We start from the raw sequence: 17,735 nt of genomic DNA, 5'->3' as shown, positions 1-17,735 counted from the left end.
GAGCGCGGTCAGGAAGACCGAGGCTTGGGAAAGAAGGCAACGATGATGGCAGGACGCCACTTTATGCCAAGGATCCCATAAACGGCTTGCCTTTTTCGCAGAGTAAGATTTCTGCTTCAGCCCGGCTCTCTATGTGAGGCCGGGCTTAGTTTATGAATTAACGACAAGGGTCGTTCGGCTACTCTAGCCAGGCAATCACTTCATCAGCTTCAATGAGTGTCAATGTCTGGGTATGAAACGCTCCTGTATCGATGTATAGGACGTTCCCCAAGCGGGTGGGTTGCTCAACGATAGAATGCCCGACGACAACGGCGTCGATGCCCAAGACTCTTGTTTGATCCTGACGTTTTATTCGTGAGCGCCCCCAAACCAAATCGTGCTTGTCGCTTGTTTCCGCTCGCTCAATCGATGTCCAGTCACGCGGGGGTTCAGCATGGACGATACCGATACGGGAGCCACTGGCTTCGATTTCCCGCGCATAGGGTAAGTTCTCCAACGCTTTCTCCAGGCACTGCCTGATATCGGTTATGTCATAGCGACTCGCCCAGTCGCCGCCATTCATCATCCAGAGCCGCCAATGCTCGCCCCCTTCAGTGAGGGCCTGGTACGCGAGCATTTCGTGGTTTCCGCGTACCCCAAAAAACCAAGGCTCAAAGGCAAGGGAGAGGCAGGCTAGGCTGTCAGGACCACGATCGACCAAATCACCGACACAGAACAGACGGTCTTTGTCCTGATCGAAGCCAACCCGGCTTAACATGGTTTGCAATAACGCATACTGGCCGTGAAGATCGCCAACAAGATAATCATGCCCCCGCTTGTTGGCGCCATGCGTCTGGATCATTCGGCCCCCAATCACGTCTAGAAGGTTTACCTACCTTCAGCGTATGCCTGAGACGGCCTGTAGCCAAACAAGAGCACAAAAAGAACTCTCTACGTCGTCGCTTATCCCGATCGAAGTTGAGGCCTAGTACATAGAATCTGGTTATGCACACCATCATAGAAGAAGCGATCAAGATATTGCTTGCCCGTTGACAACTGAAGAAGAGTTTGTATACGTAACATTTTATTACGCTATATGTAACTAACCTCTTCTATAAACACGCCACATCAGAGCATAGCTACTTTCACACCAGAGAGTACGGCATGGGAACGTAATAGGCCCCTGCTTCTTCTCCCACATACGCTCTAGACATGGCAGGCTCGGCTAACGCCTGATAGTCGCTATGTTTACACAGAGGACACGCAGGTAAAGGATGCTCTGTCTTGACGCATACCACGGCTTGGCAAAATCGACATTCGAAAAGACGTCTTTTCTGGTTGGAGTTGTCATTATTATTATACGTTCCTTGTATCATTTCACCCCCCTCGTATAGCCAGCTCGGCTTGGCTTGGCTTGGCCATTAACCAAGCTAGCACGTCTTTAGTCTCACCAAGTTAGATTTTTGATGATTCAAACACCACCTGCCAACCAAGAATCTCACATTTTTTTATGCCAAGACTTAACCCTACGACCAGAAATCTCTCTATTAGTCTTAGCACTTATTTAAAATTACATCAAATAGCAAAAAATATAGAATACTCACATTAGCTCATGAGAAAAAACAGTCAACATTGAATACGCAGAAGCTGAAGGAGCCACTCACCTTTTATCAAGGAATATGTTTTTCCTTAATCCTATTTCCACTTATTAAGTGTTTGCCGTTGTAGCAGCCTTTCCTCGGTTCCTTATGAGCCTATTCCCCATACAGCCTGGTCCCGGAAAAGCCTGTTTCTCATCAATCAAGGCAACGCTTGGACCGAGCACTGAATACAGACCCTAAGCGGTGTCCTGCACACACTAATAGCTCCTTGATGTTAAGGAAACATGTCTGCCTTAGCTGTTAGGCGCAATTAACGGGGCCAAACCGCTACTGGCTTGGCCAATTAGGGCGCTAACATGTTGCAGTGAAGAAAATCAGATGTTTCCAGCCACTCGGCATCCGGGTAATAGATGAAAAGATACTGACCACCCTTGAGAGTATCGATCAACGGAGAAGCAATATCTGTACGTACCGCCGGGCAACCATGGCTGCGCCCTAGGCGTCCGGTCTGGGCAATGAACGCCTCATCAACATAATCGGCGCCATGAATGACAACTGCACGCTCGAACGCGTTGTCGTTAATGCCCGGCTCCAGTCCTTCAAGGCGTAATGAGTAGCCGTTTCTTCCGTGGTAACTATTAAGTGTTCGGAACAGCCCCAGGCTCGATTGCCAACTGTCGAAAAAATTAGAAAAGGCTGTTGCATGCGCATTACCCGAGCCCCGGCCATGCGCAACAAGCTCCTTGAATACCAACGTTTGATCGGCGAGGTCGAAGACCCATAAACGAGGCTGGTTGGAAGGCAGGGAATAATCGATGACTGCCAGCTTATCGGCATCCGGTTCGGCACAGGAGATGGCGCGTGCAGCCAAGCGTAGCACTTGGCGATCCGCGTCGGGAGCCAACCGGAACAGTGTCTGCTCCAGTGTTTGCGGTATGGGCGTTGTGGTGGCGCCTACTCTGTACAGAAACTCCCCGGCCCGGGACTCTAGTGTTGTTGCCAATAGAACGAGAACCAGCATAGTGGCCGCAAGCCAAGGGAGGCGTAGCATGAATATAATCCTTTTCAAGTGTAATCGCTTGTAATAGCTTGTTTGAGAAAAGCAGGCATGGCGGAAGTAGCCAAGGTAACCATATCCTTATGCTGAAAGCATGCCATTCTAAGTCCTGGCTTTGATGTATCGGTAGGACTTAAAAGTTGCCCGTATGGTCTTTGACGTATTAAAAAGTTCATAACCTAAAATATTTGTAATATTTTGTTACTCTACGCTACGCTAAGTTGAACGGGCACAAGTTAATTCCAAGTCTGGCACGGAGCTTTCACGGTACAAGGAGGCGCAGCAAGGAAGAACGCGCAGGAGCGCAAAGAATCAAGGAAGCAAGAGGCGGGACGCCTCGGGGTAATGCAGGACGCACCGGCAGGATGCCGCATGGTAAGGAGCCCGCCGCAGGAAGCGATTCAACGATGCCAGGACGCATGATAGGACATAAGGGCCCCGGCCAAGGACTGGCGGGGCCTTTTCATTATGCCTCGATCACCCATCACTCCCTGTTGGGTAGCCAACAGCGCTCCTCTGAGGAATAGTTCAGTTCCAGCCGCTGCCCCTCGCCGAATGGGTAAATTTCGTCACGGAACATGATCCGTTCCGGACCTGCCCAGCCTTCCGGTGCCGTCAGGGTCAGTCGCTCTTCCCCCAGGTCGAGTTTTAGCCAATCCCCCCGGTAACACAGCTGCAAGCGCAAGCCACTCAACGCTTCTGGTAGGCAGGGGTTGAGCCGCAGCATACCGTCACGGACTTCCAGCCCGGTGTGGCCACGCTGGATCAAGTCGACACTTCCGGCCATAGCGCCAAGATGGATTCCTTCTTGCGTCGTGCCGTGCTGGCTATCCTCGATATCGCTCTGCAATACTTGCAGGAACGAATCCCAGGCCTGTCGACGATCCGAGCGGGCCAGCACCCAAGAGGTCACAACACGGCTAAGGGTCGAGCCGTGCGAGGTGCGCTGCTGGTAATAATCGATAGTGCGCGGAATCAGCTCGCCAGAAAACGGATAACCAAGCTGGGCAAAGATGTCCCCCAACTCCTCGGCAGAGAACAGATAGAACAGCATCAGTACATCGGCCTGCTTTGAAGCCTTGTAGCGATTGACGGTATCCCCTTCCGCCTCGAGTAGCCGATCCAGACGGTGGATATCGCCATAGCGCTCACGATAGCCTGCCCAATCGAACTCCTCTAGATGCTCATAGCCCTCGAACTGGCTGGGAATGCCATTCCCATGAAACGGCACGAACAGTTTTTGCCTAATAGTCAGCCAGTCGCTGACTTCATGATTCGAGAGTCCCAACGCAACACCTAGCTCACGCCGACGCCGCTCACCGATCAGATCATAGACGTTAACCGCACGCCCCAGCACCCAGGCCGCCATGACATTGGTGTAGGTATTGTTATCGAGTCCCGGCGCCTCCGCATCAGGGTAACGGTCATGGAACTCGTCAGGTCCCATCACACCCCGTATGTCGTAACGCTTGCGCTGCGCATTCCAGCTCGCGGCACTCGCCCAGAACCGGGCGATTTCGAAGAGCATCTCGGCACCGTAATAGGCCAGAAACTCGCGGTCCTCGGTAACCTCGTAATAACGCCACACGTTATAGGCCACAGCGGCATTGACGTGACGCTGCAAGGCACTGTTGTCGGCTATCCAATGCCCCGACCTGGGGTTGAGATGGACCTGCTGGCTCTCTTCGCGCCCATCGCTCCCGCTTTGCCAAGGGTACATGGCTCCTCGGTAACCAGCTTCTCGTGCCGAGTGGCGAGCCTCGTTCAAGCGTCGATAACGGTAGTGAAGCAGCGCACGGGTTATTTCGGGAATTCGATAATTCAGGAATGGAAAGATGAACAGCTCATCCCAGAAAATATGTCCTCGATAGGCCTCACCGTGAAGCCCCCGGGCCGGCACGCCGACATCCAGATCGGCGCTGTGCGGCGAGACCGTCTGCAGCAGATGGAAAATATGCAGACGCAGGATCATCTGGGCCCGTCCGCCTCCATCGAGCTCAACATCACAGCGTTGCCAGAGTTGCGACCAGACCCGTCGATGACTTTCATATAGCTCAGCGAATGTTCCGGCCCGGGCCACTGACTGGCTGGCGGCGTGTCCGGGTTCGGAAATCGCGCGGTCTCGTGAGGTATGCAGCGCCACGACCTTTTCTATTGCGGCCTCCTTTCCCGCCTCGAGATCAAGCACTGTTTCTTGGGCAATATAGCCGGACTCCTCGATGATTTGTCGCTCGCCCTCGACATCCTGCCCGGCCACTCGAATCTGCGTCCGCGCTGCCTGAGCGATATGCAATCTGGATTGACGGGTCTCGACCTGTAGACGAATCGTGTCATCGCTTGGCGAATCCGAGGAAAGCGGCACTAGATGGGTGCTGGCCAATTGTCGGTACCGCTCGACACCAGCATTGATGACCCGGCCGTCCAGGGCCGAGCAGATGCTGACACGTCCCGACCAGTTCTCAGGTCGAATGCGCCATTCGATGGCGCCCAAATGAGGATGCACCATATGCACGAGACGCTGTGTCACCAACGTGGTCTCACGCCCTTGATGGTCGCGAAAAAAGAGCTGCCGCTTGAGCACACCGGTCTCGATATCCAGATGCTGGTGAAAGTCGAGCAGTTCCACTGCCATGGGATTGAACCAGTCGCCGCCCTCTGGGCGAAACGTCAGGCATAGCCAATTGGGCAGGTTGACCAGGTCCTCGTTTTCAATCACCCGACCGGCAATCTCTGTCGACAGGCGGTCGTAGCCTCCCGCCAGGTAAGTCCCGGGATAATGGATCTCGCTCGCGTCCGCCTCACACGCGGCGCCTCGGGTTGCAAAGTATCCGTTGCCCAGCGTGCACAACGCCTCACGCACCCCTTCCTGAGAAGGCTCAAAGCCGTGATAGTCGAGAGTCCAATCGCTCATGGCCTGTCTTCCAGCATGTCGGCGAGTCGGCTGAGAAAGTGCCCGACGGCATCCGTGTCCTCCAAACGATAGCTGGCAGCCGTGGCCTGCGAAGCATCGCCGACGAAAAGCCCGAGTCCGCCCCGCTCACGCAGCGCCGCAAAGGCATCCTCGTCGGTTTCGTCATCGCCGATGTAGATCGGGACCACCTTCTCTTTTGCTAGCCCTAGAGCCTCAAGCAGCCAAACAACGGCCTTGCCCTTGTCCCAGGGGAGTTGGGGACGCAATTCGAAGACTTTCTTACCGCCAGTGCGCCGAAGTTGCGGATGCTCGCCCGCCACGGTCTCGACGGCGGCTTCAACGCGCTCAACGTCACTCTCGGCGACTAGCCGGTAATGAGTAGCGATGGCGAAACGCTTGCGTTCGATGAGCACACCCGGCACGTCGACCAGGCGAGCCCGTAGTTGCTCCTCGGCCGCGTCGAGGGCAGGCAGAAATTCCGCGGCGCGTTCGTGCTGCATCTGCAGGCCGTCGGGCCCGGCAATGTCAAAGCCATGGCTGCCTGCGTAAACGAGGTTGTCGATCCCCACCAGTCCGGCCACATTGACCCGGTCACGCCCACTGACAATGGCCACGGTGCAACACTTAGCCAACCGCTCAAGCGTGCGCCGCACTGGCGCGTCGAGCACGGCCAGCTCCGGCCTGTCGACGATCGGCGTCAGCGTACCGTCATAATCCAGAAAAACTGCCGGACGCTCAGGCCCCATCGCCCCGACAAGCTGATCGAAAGCCTCCAGGGCATCGGGCAGCGAGTTCTCCTGCACTACATCGGCAGGCATGAGCTCGGCCAAGTCATCGACGACGACATCAGCGCCATGAGCCAATAGCTCGTCGCGTTGTCGAGCACGATCAATGCCGATTACCAGCCCGAAGTCCGCCTTGTAGGCAGCCTCGACACCGGACAGGGCATCTTCCACTGCAAAGGCCTCTCCCGGCGGGACCGACAGTAGACTGGCTGCATGCCGGAATATGTCGGGGTGTGGCTTGCCATGCAGCCCTGTACGCTCCGCCTCGATGCCGTCGATTACCGCATCGAACAGATGGGCCAGCCCAGTCCTGACGAGAATGTCCTGCGCGTTCTTGCTTGACGATATCAGGGCGGTTTTCAGGCCGGCCTTGCGGATCGACTCGATGAAGGCCACCGACGAGGCAAAGACGTCAACCCCCTCCGTCGCCAAAAACTGCTCGAAAAACCGCTGTTTGCGGTTGGCTAGCCCACAGATGGTCTCTTCATCGGGGGCGTCCTCGGGCGAGCCGAACGGCAGTTGAATGCTGCGTGACTCCAGAAAGCTCCTGATCCCTTCATTGCGTGGCTTGCCGTCGACATGGCGGCGATAGTCTCCCTGGGGATCGAACGCCCACAAGGGTACGCCGTCGCGCTCGGCACGCTCGGCCAGGTAACCGTCGAAGAGCTTTCGCCAAGCCTGGCAGTGAACGCGTGCCGTATCGGTCACTACCCCATCCAGGTCGAATACGCTGGCCCGGTAGCGGGTTAACGTTACGTCCCGTGGCGAATGCGCTGGTTGTTGCATTGCGAGTCCCTATGGCAGTCAGTGCATTACTTCATGCCGATAGTGTAGCTGGAGGGCTCGGTTCAGTGCGTTTATGCCAATCGCAAACGCTGACAGCTTGCACTAGCATTCGGGCAAGGTAATACACCACAACGAAGGGACTCGAACATATGGGATATGCGCTTAGTCTGGCAGTTGGTATCGTACTGCTCACCCTGGGGGGAGAAGCACTGATTCGGGGCGCCATCGCCGCCTCGCGCCGTGTCGGGGTTTCCCCCTTACTGACAGGCCTGGTCATCGTGGGGTTTGGCACGTCGGCACCGGAACTCGTGGTGTCCATCGATGCCGCCATGAATGACCAACCTGACATTGCTGTGGGCAACATCGTCGGCAGCAATATCGGTAATGTGCTTCTTATCCTTGGGCTGTGCGCGTTGATCTCGCCAATGACTGTGCAGCCTCTGGCCTTGCGTCGCGATGGGCTCGTCGTGGTCGTTGCCAGTGCTCTCTTTATTGTTCTTACGCTGAGTGGAGCCCTGGGTAGAAGCGATGCATTCATATTGCTGGCTGGCCTCGTTGCTTACTTGATATGGGCCTATCGCAGCGAGAGTCAGCAACACATTCCAGCTGCTGACATGCATACCGCAGAAGCGGAGGAAGTGACTGCTCTTCCTCAAAGCTGGCTCACTATTGGCCTGGCCATCCTGGGCGGGCTTGCCTTGCTGATTGGCGGTTCCAGGCTGTTACTCTACGGTGCCATTGGTATCGCCGAATCCATGGGTGTGCCTGAAGCCGTGATCGGCTTGACTCTGGTAGCGGTGGGCACGTCCCTACCCGAGATGGCGGTATCGGTGATTGCCGCCCTGCGCCGTCATGCCGATGTCGCCGTGGGAAATATCCTTGGAAGCAACATTTTCAATGTGCTCGGCATTCTCGGTGTCTCGGCCATCCTTCAACCTTTGCCGGTCGCAGGCCGCATCCTGGTTTTCGACCAGTGGGTCATGCTGGGTTCCGCGGTAGTACTACTGGCGTTTCTTTATACCGGCTTGCGCCTGTCACGTGTCGAAGGAGCCATTTTGCTTGGCAGCTATGGAGTGTATGTCTGGCTGAGTTTCATGACGTTTTAAGACTATCCGAAGGTTACCAATTGGAGCATGCCGTTGCCATGGCGATACCCTGCCATGTCCGAGAGCGTGATAGGGTGTTGCCATTAAATGGCATAGATCAGCGCAGGGAGCCAGTATGCTTAGAAACGCAATGGAAATCAGGCAAGTCGGCACGAAGGGCCATGCAACGCCCCGTTATGAACTCTTCGATAGCGATACTGGTGTGAGTCTGGGGATTTACGACACTTACGACCGGGCGGATGCAGAGCGTGTCCATATGCAGGACTCGGACTGGAGCGCCTATAAAGGTGGAACTGACGCTGACCCAGGCCCAGACTAATAATCAGGTAAAGCGGAGCGAAAAAAGCCGGCCCCGGGGATTCAAGGGGCCGGCGACACAAGGGGTATTCGAACGAAATAATCAGGAAGCATCGAACTGCTTCAGCATAGGAAAAAGAGTGGATTTGTACAGGAATCAGCCGCGTTTTACCGACTAGGCGATCCCACCAAGGATAGCCGCAAGATCAATACGCCCTTCCTGGGGACGCAGATCGAGCAACGCTTCGAGGTCACTCAGATGCTGACGCATCCTGTCACAGGCTTGTTGTGGCGCCCCTGACCCCAGCAAGTCCAGAAGTTCGGCATGATCGTGATCCAGATAACAGGCTTCCATGCCTGGACGCTTGTATAGCGCGATGACAATGGATGTGCGCAGGATCAGATCGGCCAACATGCTGCCCAGCACTCGGTTAGGTGACTGATCCGCCAGATAACGATGCACTGCTAGGGAGCACTTCACGCGCCGGGCTTCTTCGCCCTGTTGATGCGCGTCGTGCTCCTCCTCAATGATTTGTCGTAACTCGGTATATTGAGCGGAAGATAGCTGGCCCGCCAGCAAGGCGGCCACCTCGCCTTCCACCAAGCGCCGCGCGGCGAAAATCTCTTTCGTCTCCTCGATACCGGGCGAGGCAATGCGAGCCACCTGATTAGGCTGTTGCACAACGATGTGATCTGCGACCAGCCGGGTCAATGCCTTGCGTACTACCGAGCGACTGACACCGAATATGTCTCCCAGTGTTGCCTCAGGCAGGCGCGTTCCCGGCGGAAGGCGTTGAGACAGCACGGCGTCGCGTATCATGTCGACGATATATTGGTCACCGACACGCTTGCCAGCGTGAATATCGTCGATCACCGTATCCTGCCATGACTTCGGCATAGTCGTGCTCCATCGCTCGGTCACGCATACCTTCGCATGTTGCCACGCCGAGCGCTACTCGTATCCAAAGTACGAGAACATTGTATTCAAAGTTAGTTCGAACCTCATGTTCGGATACCGCATCCCTTGAGAATGACGCGACACAGGAAGTCGGTGATATTGCGATAGTCCTCGGTATCCATTGCTTCGCGACCAGTAATACCCAGTACCTGAGCTTCAAAATCGGCGTAGTGCTGGGTGGAAGACCAAATCAGGAAAATCAGCCAGACTGGATCGACCGGGTCCATCCGCCCCCTTTCCGCCCACTGCTCAAACACCTTTGCCCTCGCCTGGACCCATTCGCGTAATTCCCCGCGCAGGTAGTCCTGCAGAAATGGCGCTCCCTGCAATACCTCCGCCGCGAACAGGCGAGACCCTTGGGGATGAATGCGGGTGAGCTCCATCTTGCTGCGGATAAAGGCTTCGATGACCTCGGCGGGATCGTCATCGACGCTGATATCGTCCAGCATCGCGTTCCATCGCTCCATCATGCGCTCAAGAAGCGTGACGTAGAGCTGACGCTTGCTACCCACATAATAGAGCACGTTCGACTTTGGCAAACCTGCTGCTTCGGCAATTGCCTGCACGCTTGCACCACGGTAACCATGGCAAGCAAAAACCTGTTCGGCTGCGTCGAGAATCGCCCTTTCGTTGCGCAATCGCGTTCGTGTCGTTTCCGGCGCAGTGATCGTCGTCATCGAAGCTTTCCCCTGCCAAAGCAGCAAGCTTGCCCTAGCTTGGCGAGGGACTCAACGCCAGCATTCTCGCGCCCCGACCCGACAGGAATTTCCTGCGCCGCCTGCTTGCGCACCTGTGGGCTATCGGCCACGCTAGAATAATTGACCATTTGGTCAAGTGACATGCAGACTCCTCTCGATAGGTCCACTGATAATAACGAGCGAGCGAACTCCGTGATGATCGATTTTTATCTAAACGGGCAACGGCAGCAGTGTGCCGACATCAGCCCGGACACCAGCGCCCTGGAACTGCTACGTGTCTACCTTGGCAAGACCGGAACCAAGGAAGGCTGTGCTTCAGGTGACTGCGGCGCATGCACGGTCGCTGTCGGGGAGCCGGATGGCAGTGGCGGCTTGGCCTACCATAATGCCAATGCCTGCATCATGCCCGCGCATCAGCTGAGCGGGTGTCATGTCGTCACTGTCGAAGGGTTGGCCCGCGGCGATGCGCTGCATCCGGTTCAGGCCGCCATGGTCGATTGTCACGGTAGTCAATGCGGTTTCTGTACCCCCGGTATCATCATGTCGCTATTCACGCTACACGAGGGCCAGCGGCACCAGCCGGCACCACTGACACAAGAGCGCCTGGAGTCGGCACTGGGGGGCAACTTGTGCCGCTGCACCGGATATCGTCCGATTCGCGACGCCGCCCTGCGCATGGGCGACTACCCGGATACACACCCCACCTGGGCAGACGATCCGGACCTGCCTCGCAACGTCGAGACGCTATCTACCGATGCTACCCGTATGTCCCAGAGCGCTCCCGAGGCAGCCACTGGTTATACCGCGCCACGGGATTTGGCCGCATTGCGCGAAGTGCGTCGACAGCAGCCTGATGCCCGCCTGGTAGCTGGCGGCACCGATCTATGGCTGGAAGTGACCCAGCAGCTCAAGTCACTCGACGAGGTCGTCGATATCCGCGAAGTCACTGAACTCAACGGGATCGAGGAAACCCCTCATGGCTGGTGGGTGGGCGCCGCAGTGACCTTCCGCAGACTGGAGCCGCTATTTACCGAGCACTATCCCGCGTTCGCGCATCTCATGCACCGCTTCGCCTCATCGCAGATCCGCAACCGGGCCACCATGGGTGGCAATGTGGCCAATGCCTCACCCATCGGCGATACCCCGCCGGTACTGCTGGCGCTGGGGGCCCGCCTGGCCCTCGATGGCCCCGAGGGAGAGCGGGAAATTCCCATTGATGCATTCTTCCTCGATTACAAGCAGACGGCCCTGAAGGCGGGTGAGTTCATCCGTGCCATCTTCCTGCCACATCTCGCTGACCGTCAGCTCAAGGTCTGGAAGCTCTCCAAACGTCGCGAAGACGACATTTCCGCCGTACTGGCGGCCTTCTCCTGGCGGCTGGACAACGGCGTCATGAAAGACGTACGACTCGCTTATGGCGGTATGGCAGCCATTCCTCGCCGGGCGCTCCAGGCCGAAGCAGCGCTGGAAGGACAATCACCGAGCCGCGCCGCATTCGAGGCCGCCCGCGCGGCATTGCGCCACGAGTTCCAGCCCCTCGACGATGTCAGAGGCTCCAGCGAATATCGCCTTGTGGCGGCAGCCAACCTGCTCGAGCGCCTTCGCCTGATGCTGGAAAAAGAGACGAGCCACGACAACAATACAACGGAGATCTGCCTCGATGCGTACGCTCACTGAACTTTCCCGTGACTCCGCCCATGCACGCCAGGAGCAGATCGGCCAAAACAAGGGTGATGGACCGCTGGCCCGCGATACCGAGAGCGGTACGAGCCAAGGCAGCGCCGGACACTCCGCGGCCCATGAAAGTGCCATCAAGCATGTCACCGGGCGTGCCGCGTATATCGATGACCTGCCGGCGCCGGCCGATGCTCTACATGTGGCGATCGGCTTCTCGCCCGTGGCGCACGGCCGCCTGACTCGGCTCGATCTGGACAAGGTCAGGCATGCGCCGGGAGTCATCGACGTCATCACCATCGTCGACGTTCCGGGGCATACCGATATCGGCCCGGTATTTCCCGGCGACCCGATCTTCGTCGATGACGAGATCAGTTATCTCGGCCAATCCGTGTTTGCGGTCGCCGCGACCAGCTATAAGGCTGCCCGGCTGGCCGTGCGCCTGGCCGTGGTGGAGATCGATGAACAGCCCATCCAACTCGATCCAATCGCTGCCGCCGAGGCCGGCGACGTCGTGCGTCCGACCCACGTCCAGCAGAGCGGCGACTGGCAGCAGGCGCTCGACAGCGCCCCCCACGTGCTGGAGCGTGAGCAGTTCGTCGGCGGCCAGGAGCATTTCTACCTCGAAGGTCAGGCGTGCCTGGTTACGCCCACCGAAGACGAGGGCGTGACCGTCTTTACGTCGAATCAGCACCCCAGCGAGACACAGAAGCTGGTTGCCGAGGTAATAAACGTGCCCTTTCATGCCGTCACGGTAGAAACCCGACGCATGGGCGGCGGCTTCGGCGGCAAGGAAACCCAAGCCTCGTCCTGGGCCTGTATCGCGGCCTTGTTCGCCCGTCGTACCGGTCGAGCGATTCGTCTGCGCCTGCCGCGCGCCGAGGATACCCGTGCGACAGGCAAGCGCCACCCGTTCCACAATCGCTACCGGCTGGGCTTCGATAATCAAGGGGTATTGATCGGAGGGGACATTACGATAATCGGTGACTGTGGCTACTCCCCGGACCTGTCCGAGGCAATCGTCGACCGCGCCATGTTCCACGCCGACAACGCCTATTCGCTGGGTGATGCACGCGTCACCGGCCACCGCGCCCGTACCAACACCGCCTCAAATACTGCCTTCCGTGGCTTCGGTGGCCCTCAGGGCATGATGATCATAGAAGCGGCGATGGATGACATCGCACGGCACATCGGTGAAGACCCGCTGACAGTGCGCAAGCGCAACCTCTACCGTGCCGGCCGGGACGTTACTCATTACGGACAGAGCGTGGATCAGCACTCGCTGATCCTCGAAATCATCGAGCGACTGGAAGCCAGCAGCGACTACTGGAAGCGGCGCAAGGCGATCATCGAGTTCAACGCCCGCAGCCCGATCGTCAAGAAGGGTCTGGCACTGACGCCAGTAAAGTTCGGTATCTCCTTCACGGCAAAGCACCTCAACCAGGCCGGTGCCCTACTGCACGTCTATACCGACGGCAGCGTGATGATCAATCACGGCGGTACCGAGATGGGTCAGGGCCTGCATACCAAGGTCTGTCAGGTCGTGGCGCGCGAGTTGGGGCTGGATCTGGCACAGGTGCGAATCACCGCGACACGCACTGACAAGGTACCCAACACCTCGCCGACTGCCGCGTCCAGCGGGGCCGACCTGAATGGCATGGCCGCACGCGATGCTGCCAGCCAGATTCGTGAACGGCTGTTCGACTTCGCCGCCGAGCACTATGCCATCGATCGTGAAGGCATGATGATGGAGAACGGCGATCTGGTTGCCTTCAACCGCCGCATTCCGTGGGGAGAGCTGGTTCAGGCCGCCTATTTGTCACGGATTTCACTGTCGGCCAAAGGTTTCTACTCCACGCCATTGATCCATTACGACCGCAACACCGGCAAGGGCCGACCCTTTTATTACTTCGCGCATGGCGCCGCCGCCGCCGAGGTCGAAGTCGATACCCTATCCGGCGAGTATCGCCTGACGCGTGTCGATATCCTGCACGACGTGGGCGATTCGCTGAACCCGGCCATCGACATGGGCCAGGTCGAAGGCGGCTTCATCCAGGGCATGGGTTGGCTGACCACCGAGGAACTCAAGTGGAATGCCCAGGGCCGCCTGCTCTCTGATGGTCCCGCCACCTACAAGATCCCCGCGTTCGGCGACCTGCCGCCGGAATTCAACGTGGAGCTGCTGCAGGGGCACCCCAACTCGCAAGCCAGCATCTACCGCTCCAAGGCCGTGGGTGAGCCGCCCTTCATGCTGGGCATTTCTGTGTGGTCGGCGCTTTGCGATGCCCTGGCCAGCCTTGTCGACTATCGGCAGGCGCCGCGCCTGGATACACCAGCCACACCGGAGCGGGTACTGATGGCCGCCGAGGCCCTTCGCCAGTCCCCTGCCTTCGCCCCGTCAGTGGAGACGAGCGATGACCTGGCATGACGCCCTGCATCGTCTGCAGAATGCGGGTGCGCCTCACGCCCTGGCTACCGTAGTCGGGGCATCAGGCTCTACGCCGCGCGAGCCGGGTGCCAAAATGGTCATCACTGCAGACGAGGTCCATGACACCTTGGGCGGCGGCACTTTCGAGTTTCAGGTGATTGATGCCGCCCTTCAGGCACTTTTGGCACATGATGCCACTACACGCCTTGAGGCATTTCCACTCGGAGGCCGTTCCGGGCAGTGCTGTGGCGGGTACGTTAACGTACTGATCGAAGTGTTTGCCGGTGCTGAAATGACGGTGGCCGTATTCGGCGCCGGTCATGTGGGACAGGCACTGGTGAAGCTGATGGCACCGCTACCGTGGCGCGTGCTTTGGCACGATAGCCGGCCAGATGCGTTTGCGAGTGGAGCCGACACACAGGCGCGGCTGGAATGTCGTGATAGCTCGGATAGTGGCGCCAGCGTCGCCGCGCTGCCCTCCGGTACTCATGCGCTGATCATGACGCATGACCATGCCGAAGACCGGGTACTAATGGATGCGCTGCTGAAGCGCGGCGATTGCGCGTCGATCGGCCTGATCGGTTCCCACAGCAAGTGGGCCAGTTTCAAGCGCCGCCTGCGTGAAGCAGGACACACCCAGGCGTCACTGGCTCAGGTGCGCTGCCCTATCGGTGTTGCCGGCGCCAAGGGCAAGCTGCCTTACGAGATCGCGCTGGCAGTAACCACCGAATTGCTGACCCTGAAACCCTCGGCTGAACGCCTCGACCAACGTGGTATCGAACCCCAGGTACTGCGCAAGGTATTCGATGCCGACCGCACCCCGAATTCAAGGCTGGGAGAACGCTGATGACCGATTCCCGAGTACTGCGCGGCCCGCTGCTCAGTTTCATGAATGACCCGGGAGAGGACGATACACCGCAACCCGGCAGCGTGCTCCACCTCGAGGATGGCGCGCTGTGGATCGAGAACGGGCGTATTCACGCCATTGCCGAATATCTAGAACTCGAATCCGAATTGCCCGACGGCATCGAAGTGGTGGACTACCGCGACAAGCTGATGATGCCGGGCTTTATCGATAGCCACGTGCATTATGTTCAACTCGAGATCATGGCCTCCTATGGGCGCCAACTGCTCGACTGGCTGAACGAATATACCTTCCCCGAAGAATGCCGTTTCGCCGAGCGCGCCCATGCCGAAGCCATCGCAGAGGCGTTCCTCGACGAGACGCTACGCGTAGGCACCACAACCGCCCAGGTCTTCTGCACTTCGCACCCAACCTCTGTTGATACCTTCTTTGCCGCAGCCCATCGTCGTGGCTTACGCATGCTGGCGGGCAAAGTGCTGATGGATCGCCACGCGCCGGACGCGCTGGTTGATGACACGTATGGGGGCATTCGCGACACCGAGCGCCTGATCGGCGACTGGCACGGCAAGGGCCGACTTGGCTACACATTGACGCCACGCTTCGCACCCACCTCCACCCGTGAACAGCTCGATGCCACTGGTGGCCTGCTACGCAACGCGCCCGACCTGCACCTACAGACGCACCTTTCTGAAAACCTCGGCGAAATCGATTGGGTTGCAGAACTCTTCCCCGAAGCCAGCGATTATCTCAATGTTTACGAACGCTACGGCCTGGTCGGGCCGAAGAGTACCTTTGCCCACGGTATTCACCTGACTCAGGACGCGCGCAATCGCCTGGCCCAGGCCGGGTCCAACATCGCTTTCTGCCCAACGTCCAACCTGTTCCTGGGGAGCGGTCTGTTCGATCGGCTGGCCTGTCGCGAAGCCGGCCTCAACGTGACCCTGGCCAGCGACATTGGCGGCGGCACCGACCTATCCGGCTTCGGCACCCTGAAAGCGGCCTATCAAGTCGGCCAGTTGCTTAACCAGCCACTGACGCCTTGGCAGGGGTTCTATCGGTTGACCCTTGGCAACGCCCGCGCGCTGCATCTGGAGTCTCATATCGGAAGCCTGCGCAAAGATGCCGAGGCAGACATCGTCGTGCTCGACCCCAAGGCGACCCCGCTGCTGGAACGGCGCACGGCGCGCACGACCAGTCTGAGTGAGCTGCTGTTTGCGCTGATGATTCTGGGGGATGACCGTGCCGTACACGCGACCTGGGCCAATGGCCAGCTTGTGCACCAACGTAGTGAAGCCGTGAGCTGAATCGCTGGATAAGGCATCGTGGCGGCGTCATTAACCTGATGTCTCCAAGCGCTTTTTGAAACGAGCAAGGCGGTACAGCCCGAGGCATGTATCGGTGAAGTGTCCAGCCCTGGAGCGTCCCCAGAATAAGCCGTACACACCAGAACACGACAGCCTGCATTGCGTGGGCTGTCGTCTGCTTTCCGGCAAAGTGATCGGCCCAGACTGGCACCGCCAGGCCCTGGACGATGCTGCATTCCCATGCGGGATCAAGCCGATGTCGGAAACTCGTCGAGCCTGGCCAGAAGCACCTGGCGACGCCCTTCTTCCATGAAGGCAACCTCGATGGCGTTGCGCGCCAACGAGACGAATGTCGGCCTGTCCCACCCGAAGGCCTGTTCGCAGACCAGATAATTGTCCAGTACTCCACCACCGAAATACGCCGGATCGTCGGAGTTGAGGGTAATCTTGAGTCCCGCCTCCAGCAATGTGGGCAACGGGTGATCCTGGATCCGCTCGACGACCTTGAGCCGAACATTAGACAGCGGACAGACAGTCAGCGGGATTTGGGCATCACGCAACCGAGCGACGAGATCGGAATCTTCCAGGCAGCGGACCCCATGGTCGATGCGACACACGTCGAGTAGATTCAGTGCCTCACGTATATACGACGCCGGTCCCTCTTCGCCGGCATGGGCGACACGCGGCAATCCCAGCGATTTGGCCCGGGCGAACACCTCGGCAAACTTGGACGGCGGATTGCCTGATTCGGCGCTATCCAGGCCCACGGCGTCGATCAGCTCTAGGTAGGGTTCTGCCTGCTCGAGTACGGCCAAGGCATCCTCAGCGGGCTGATCGCGCAGGAAGCTCATGATCAGTGCCGTGGACAGCCCCCACTCCCGCTCGGCGTGGCGCATGGCCCGAGTCAGCCCTTCCATCTGCACATCAAAGCCAATGCCACGTGACAGATGCGCCTGCGGATCGAAGGACAGCTCTACATGCACGACTCCCTCGGCTTGGGCGCGCCGAAAGTAATCGATAGCCAGATCATGAAAGTCATCCGCCGTGCGTAGCACCGCCATGCCCTGATAGTAGAGATTCAGAAAGGACTGCAAATCATTGAAATCGTAAGCGGCGCGCACCTCATCCACCGAGGCGTAGGGCAATGAAATGCCATTTCGCTCGGCCAGGGCAAACATCAGTTCCGGCTCCAGCGAACCTTCGATATGCAGATGCAGTTCGACCTTGGGCAGGTCCTTCAGCCAGTCCTTCATCGCGACACTCCTCATCGGGTTTGAACCATCTTG

The 17,735-nt window shown here is 58.2% G+C and carries 14 protein-coding genes; 6 read left to right on the top strand and 8 right to left on the bottom strand.

Features of this window, described 5'->3' with window-relative positions; genetic code table 11:
• Positions 1-178 precede the first annotated feature (178 nt).
• The 4 genes from F568_RS0109535 to otsB form a co-directional block, all read right to left on the bottom strand.
• Positions 179-841, bottom strand: coding sequence for a metallophosphoesterase (locus F568_RS0109535; RefSeq protein ID WP_019018494.1), 663 nt, complete (start codon positions 839-841; stop codon positions 179-181).
• A gap of 1,082 nt (positions 842-1,923) precedes the next feature.
• Positions 1,924-2,631, bottom strand: coding sequence for a murein L,D-transpeptidase catalytic domain family protein (locus F568_RS0109530; protein WP_019018493.1), 708 nt, complete (start codon positions 2,629-2,631; stop codon positions 1,924-1,926).
• Positions 2,632-3,121: 490 nt separating this feature from the next.
• Complete coding sequence (locus F568_RS24905) at positions 3,122-5,548, bottom strand: glycoside hydrolase family 65 protein (protein ID WP_019018492.1); 2,427 nt, start codon at positions 5,546-5,548, stop codon at positions 3,122-3,124.
• On the bottom strand, positions 5,545-7,119 hold the full coding sequence (otsB, locus tag F568_RS24900) for a trehalose-phosphatase (RefSeq protein ID WP_019018491.1): 1,575 nt from the start codon (positions 7,117-7,119) through the stop codon (positions 5,545-5,547). Before otsB ends, F568_RS24905 begins: the two co-directional genes overlap by 4 nt.
• Before the next feature lie 149 nt (positions 7,120-7,268).
• On the opposite strand from otsB, the gene F568_RS0109515 reads away from it, so the two are divergent.
• Both F568_RS0109515 and F568_RS25260 read left to right on the top strand, forming a co-directional pair.
• Positions 7,269-8,225 carry a calcium/sodium antiporter gene (locus F568_RS0109515; RefSeq protein ID WP_019018490.1) on the top strand — a complete coding sequence of 319 codons (957 nt, stop codon included), beginning with the start codon at positions 7,269-7,271 and terminating at the stop codon, positions 8,223-8,225.
• Between the two features lie 115 nt (positions 8,226-8,340).
• Positions 8,341-8,544 (top strand): hypothetical protein, encoded by a 204-nt coding sequence (locus F568_RS25260; protein ID WP_019018489.1) that lies wholly within the window; start codon positions 8,341-8,343, stop codon positions 8,542-8,544.
• A 153-nt stretch (positions 8,545-8,697) separates the two neighbouring features.
• On the opposite strand, the gene F568_RS0109505 is transcribed toward F568_RS25260, so the two are convergent.
• From F568_RS0109505 to F568_RS24895, 3 genes are all read right to left on the bottom strand, one after another.
• Positions 8,698-9,420, bottom strand: coding sequence for a GntR family transcriptional regulator (locus F568_RS0109505; RefSeq protein WP_019018488.1), 723 nt, complete (start codon positions 9,418-9,420; stop codon positions 8,698-8,700).
• Between the two features lie 104 nt (positions 9,421-9,524).
• The gene (locus F568_RS0109500; RefSeq protein ID WP_019018487.1) at positions 9,525-10,157 is read right to left on the bottom strand and encodes a TetR/AcrR family transcriptional regulator; all 633 of its coding nucleotides are present in this window, start codon (positions 10,155-10,157) and stop codon (positions 9,525-9,527) included.
• On the bottom strand, positions 10,154-10,321 hold the full coding sequence (locus F568_RS24895) for a hypothetical protein (RefSeq protein ID WP_019018486.1): 168 nt from the start codon (positions 10,319-10,321) through the stop codon (positions 10,154-10,156). The genes F568_RS0109500 and F568_RS24895 overlap by 4 nt, the downstream gene beginning before the upstream one ends.
• A 52-nt stretch (positions 10,322-10,373) precedes the next feature.
• Here F568_RS24895 and xdhA point away from each other — a divergent pair, with 52 nt between their 5' ends.
• Genes xdhA through guaD form a run of 4 tightly spaced genes read left to right on the top strand, consistent with a single transcriptional unit; the run spans position 10,374 to position 16,449 of the window.
• Positions 10,374-11,855 carry a xanthine dehydrogenase small subunit gene (xdhA, locus tag F568_RS0109490; protein WP_019018485.1) on the top strand — a complete coding sequence of 494 codons (1,482 nt, stop codon included), beginning with the start codon at positions 10,374-10,376 and terminating at the stop codon, positions 11,853-11,855.
• Positions 11,839-14,280 (top strand): xanthine dehydrogenase molybdopterin binding subunit, encoded by a 2,442-nt coding sequence (gene xdhB / locus F568_RS0109485; protein WP_019018484.1) that lies wholly within the window; start codon positions 11,839-11,841, stop codon positions 14,278-14,280. Before xdhA ends, xdhB begins: the two co-directional genes overlap by 17 nt.
• Positions 14,267-15,127, top strand: a complete 861-nt coding sequence (gene xdhC, locus F568_RS0109480) for a xanthine dehydrogenase accessory protein XdhC (protein ID WP_019018483.1) — start codon at positions 14,267-14,269, stop codon at positions 15,125-15,127. The genes xdhB and xdhC overlap by 14 nt, the downstream gene beginning before the upstream one ends.
• Entirely contained in the window at positions 15,127-16,449 is a 1,323-nt protein-coding gene (guaD, locus tag F568_RS0109475; RefSeq protein WP_019018482.1) for a guanine deaminase, read from the top strand. The genes xdhC and guaD overlap by 1 nt, the downstream gene beginning before the upstream one ends.
• Positions 16,450-16,697: 248 nt before the next feature.
• Here guaD and F568_RS0109470 read toward each other — a convergent pair whose 3' ends face one another.
• On the bottom strand, positions 16,698-17,702 hold the full coding sequence (locus tag F568_RS0109470) for an adenosine deaminase (protein ID WP_019018481.1): 1,005 nt from the start codon (positions 17,700-17,702) through the stop codon (positions 16,698-16,700).
• Between the last annotated feature and the right edge of the window lie 33 nt (positions 17,703-17,735).

Origin of the sequence: Modicisalibacter luteus DSM 23508, from assembly GCF_000378505.1 — a bacterium.
GTDB classification, from domain to species: domain Bacteria; phylum Pseudomonadota; class Gammaproteobacteria; order Pseudomonadales; family Halomonadaceae; genus Modicisalibacter; species Modicisalibacter luteus.
Note: the sequence above shows the minus strand (reverse complement) of the source record. Positions and strands in the feature narration are given on the sequence as shown.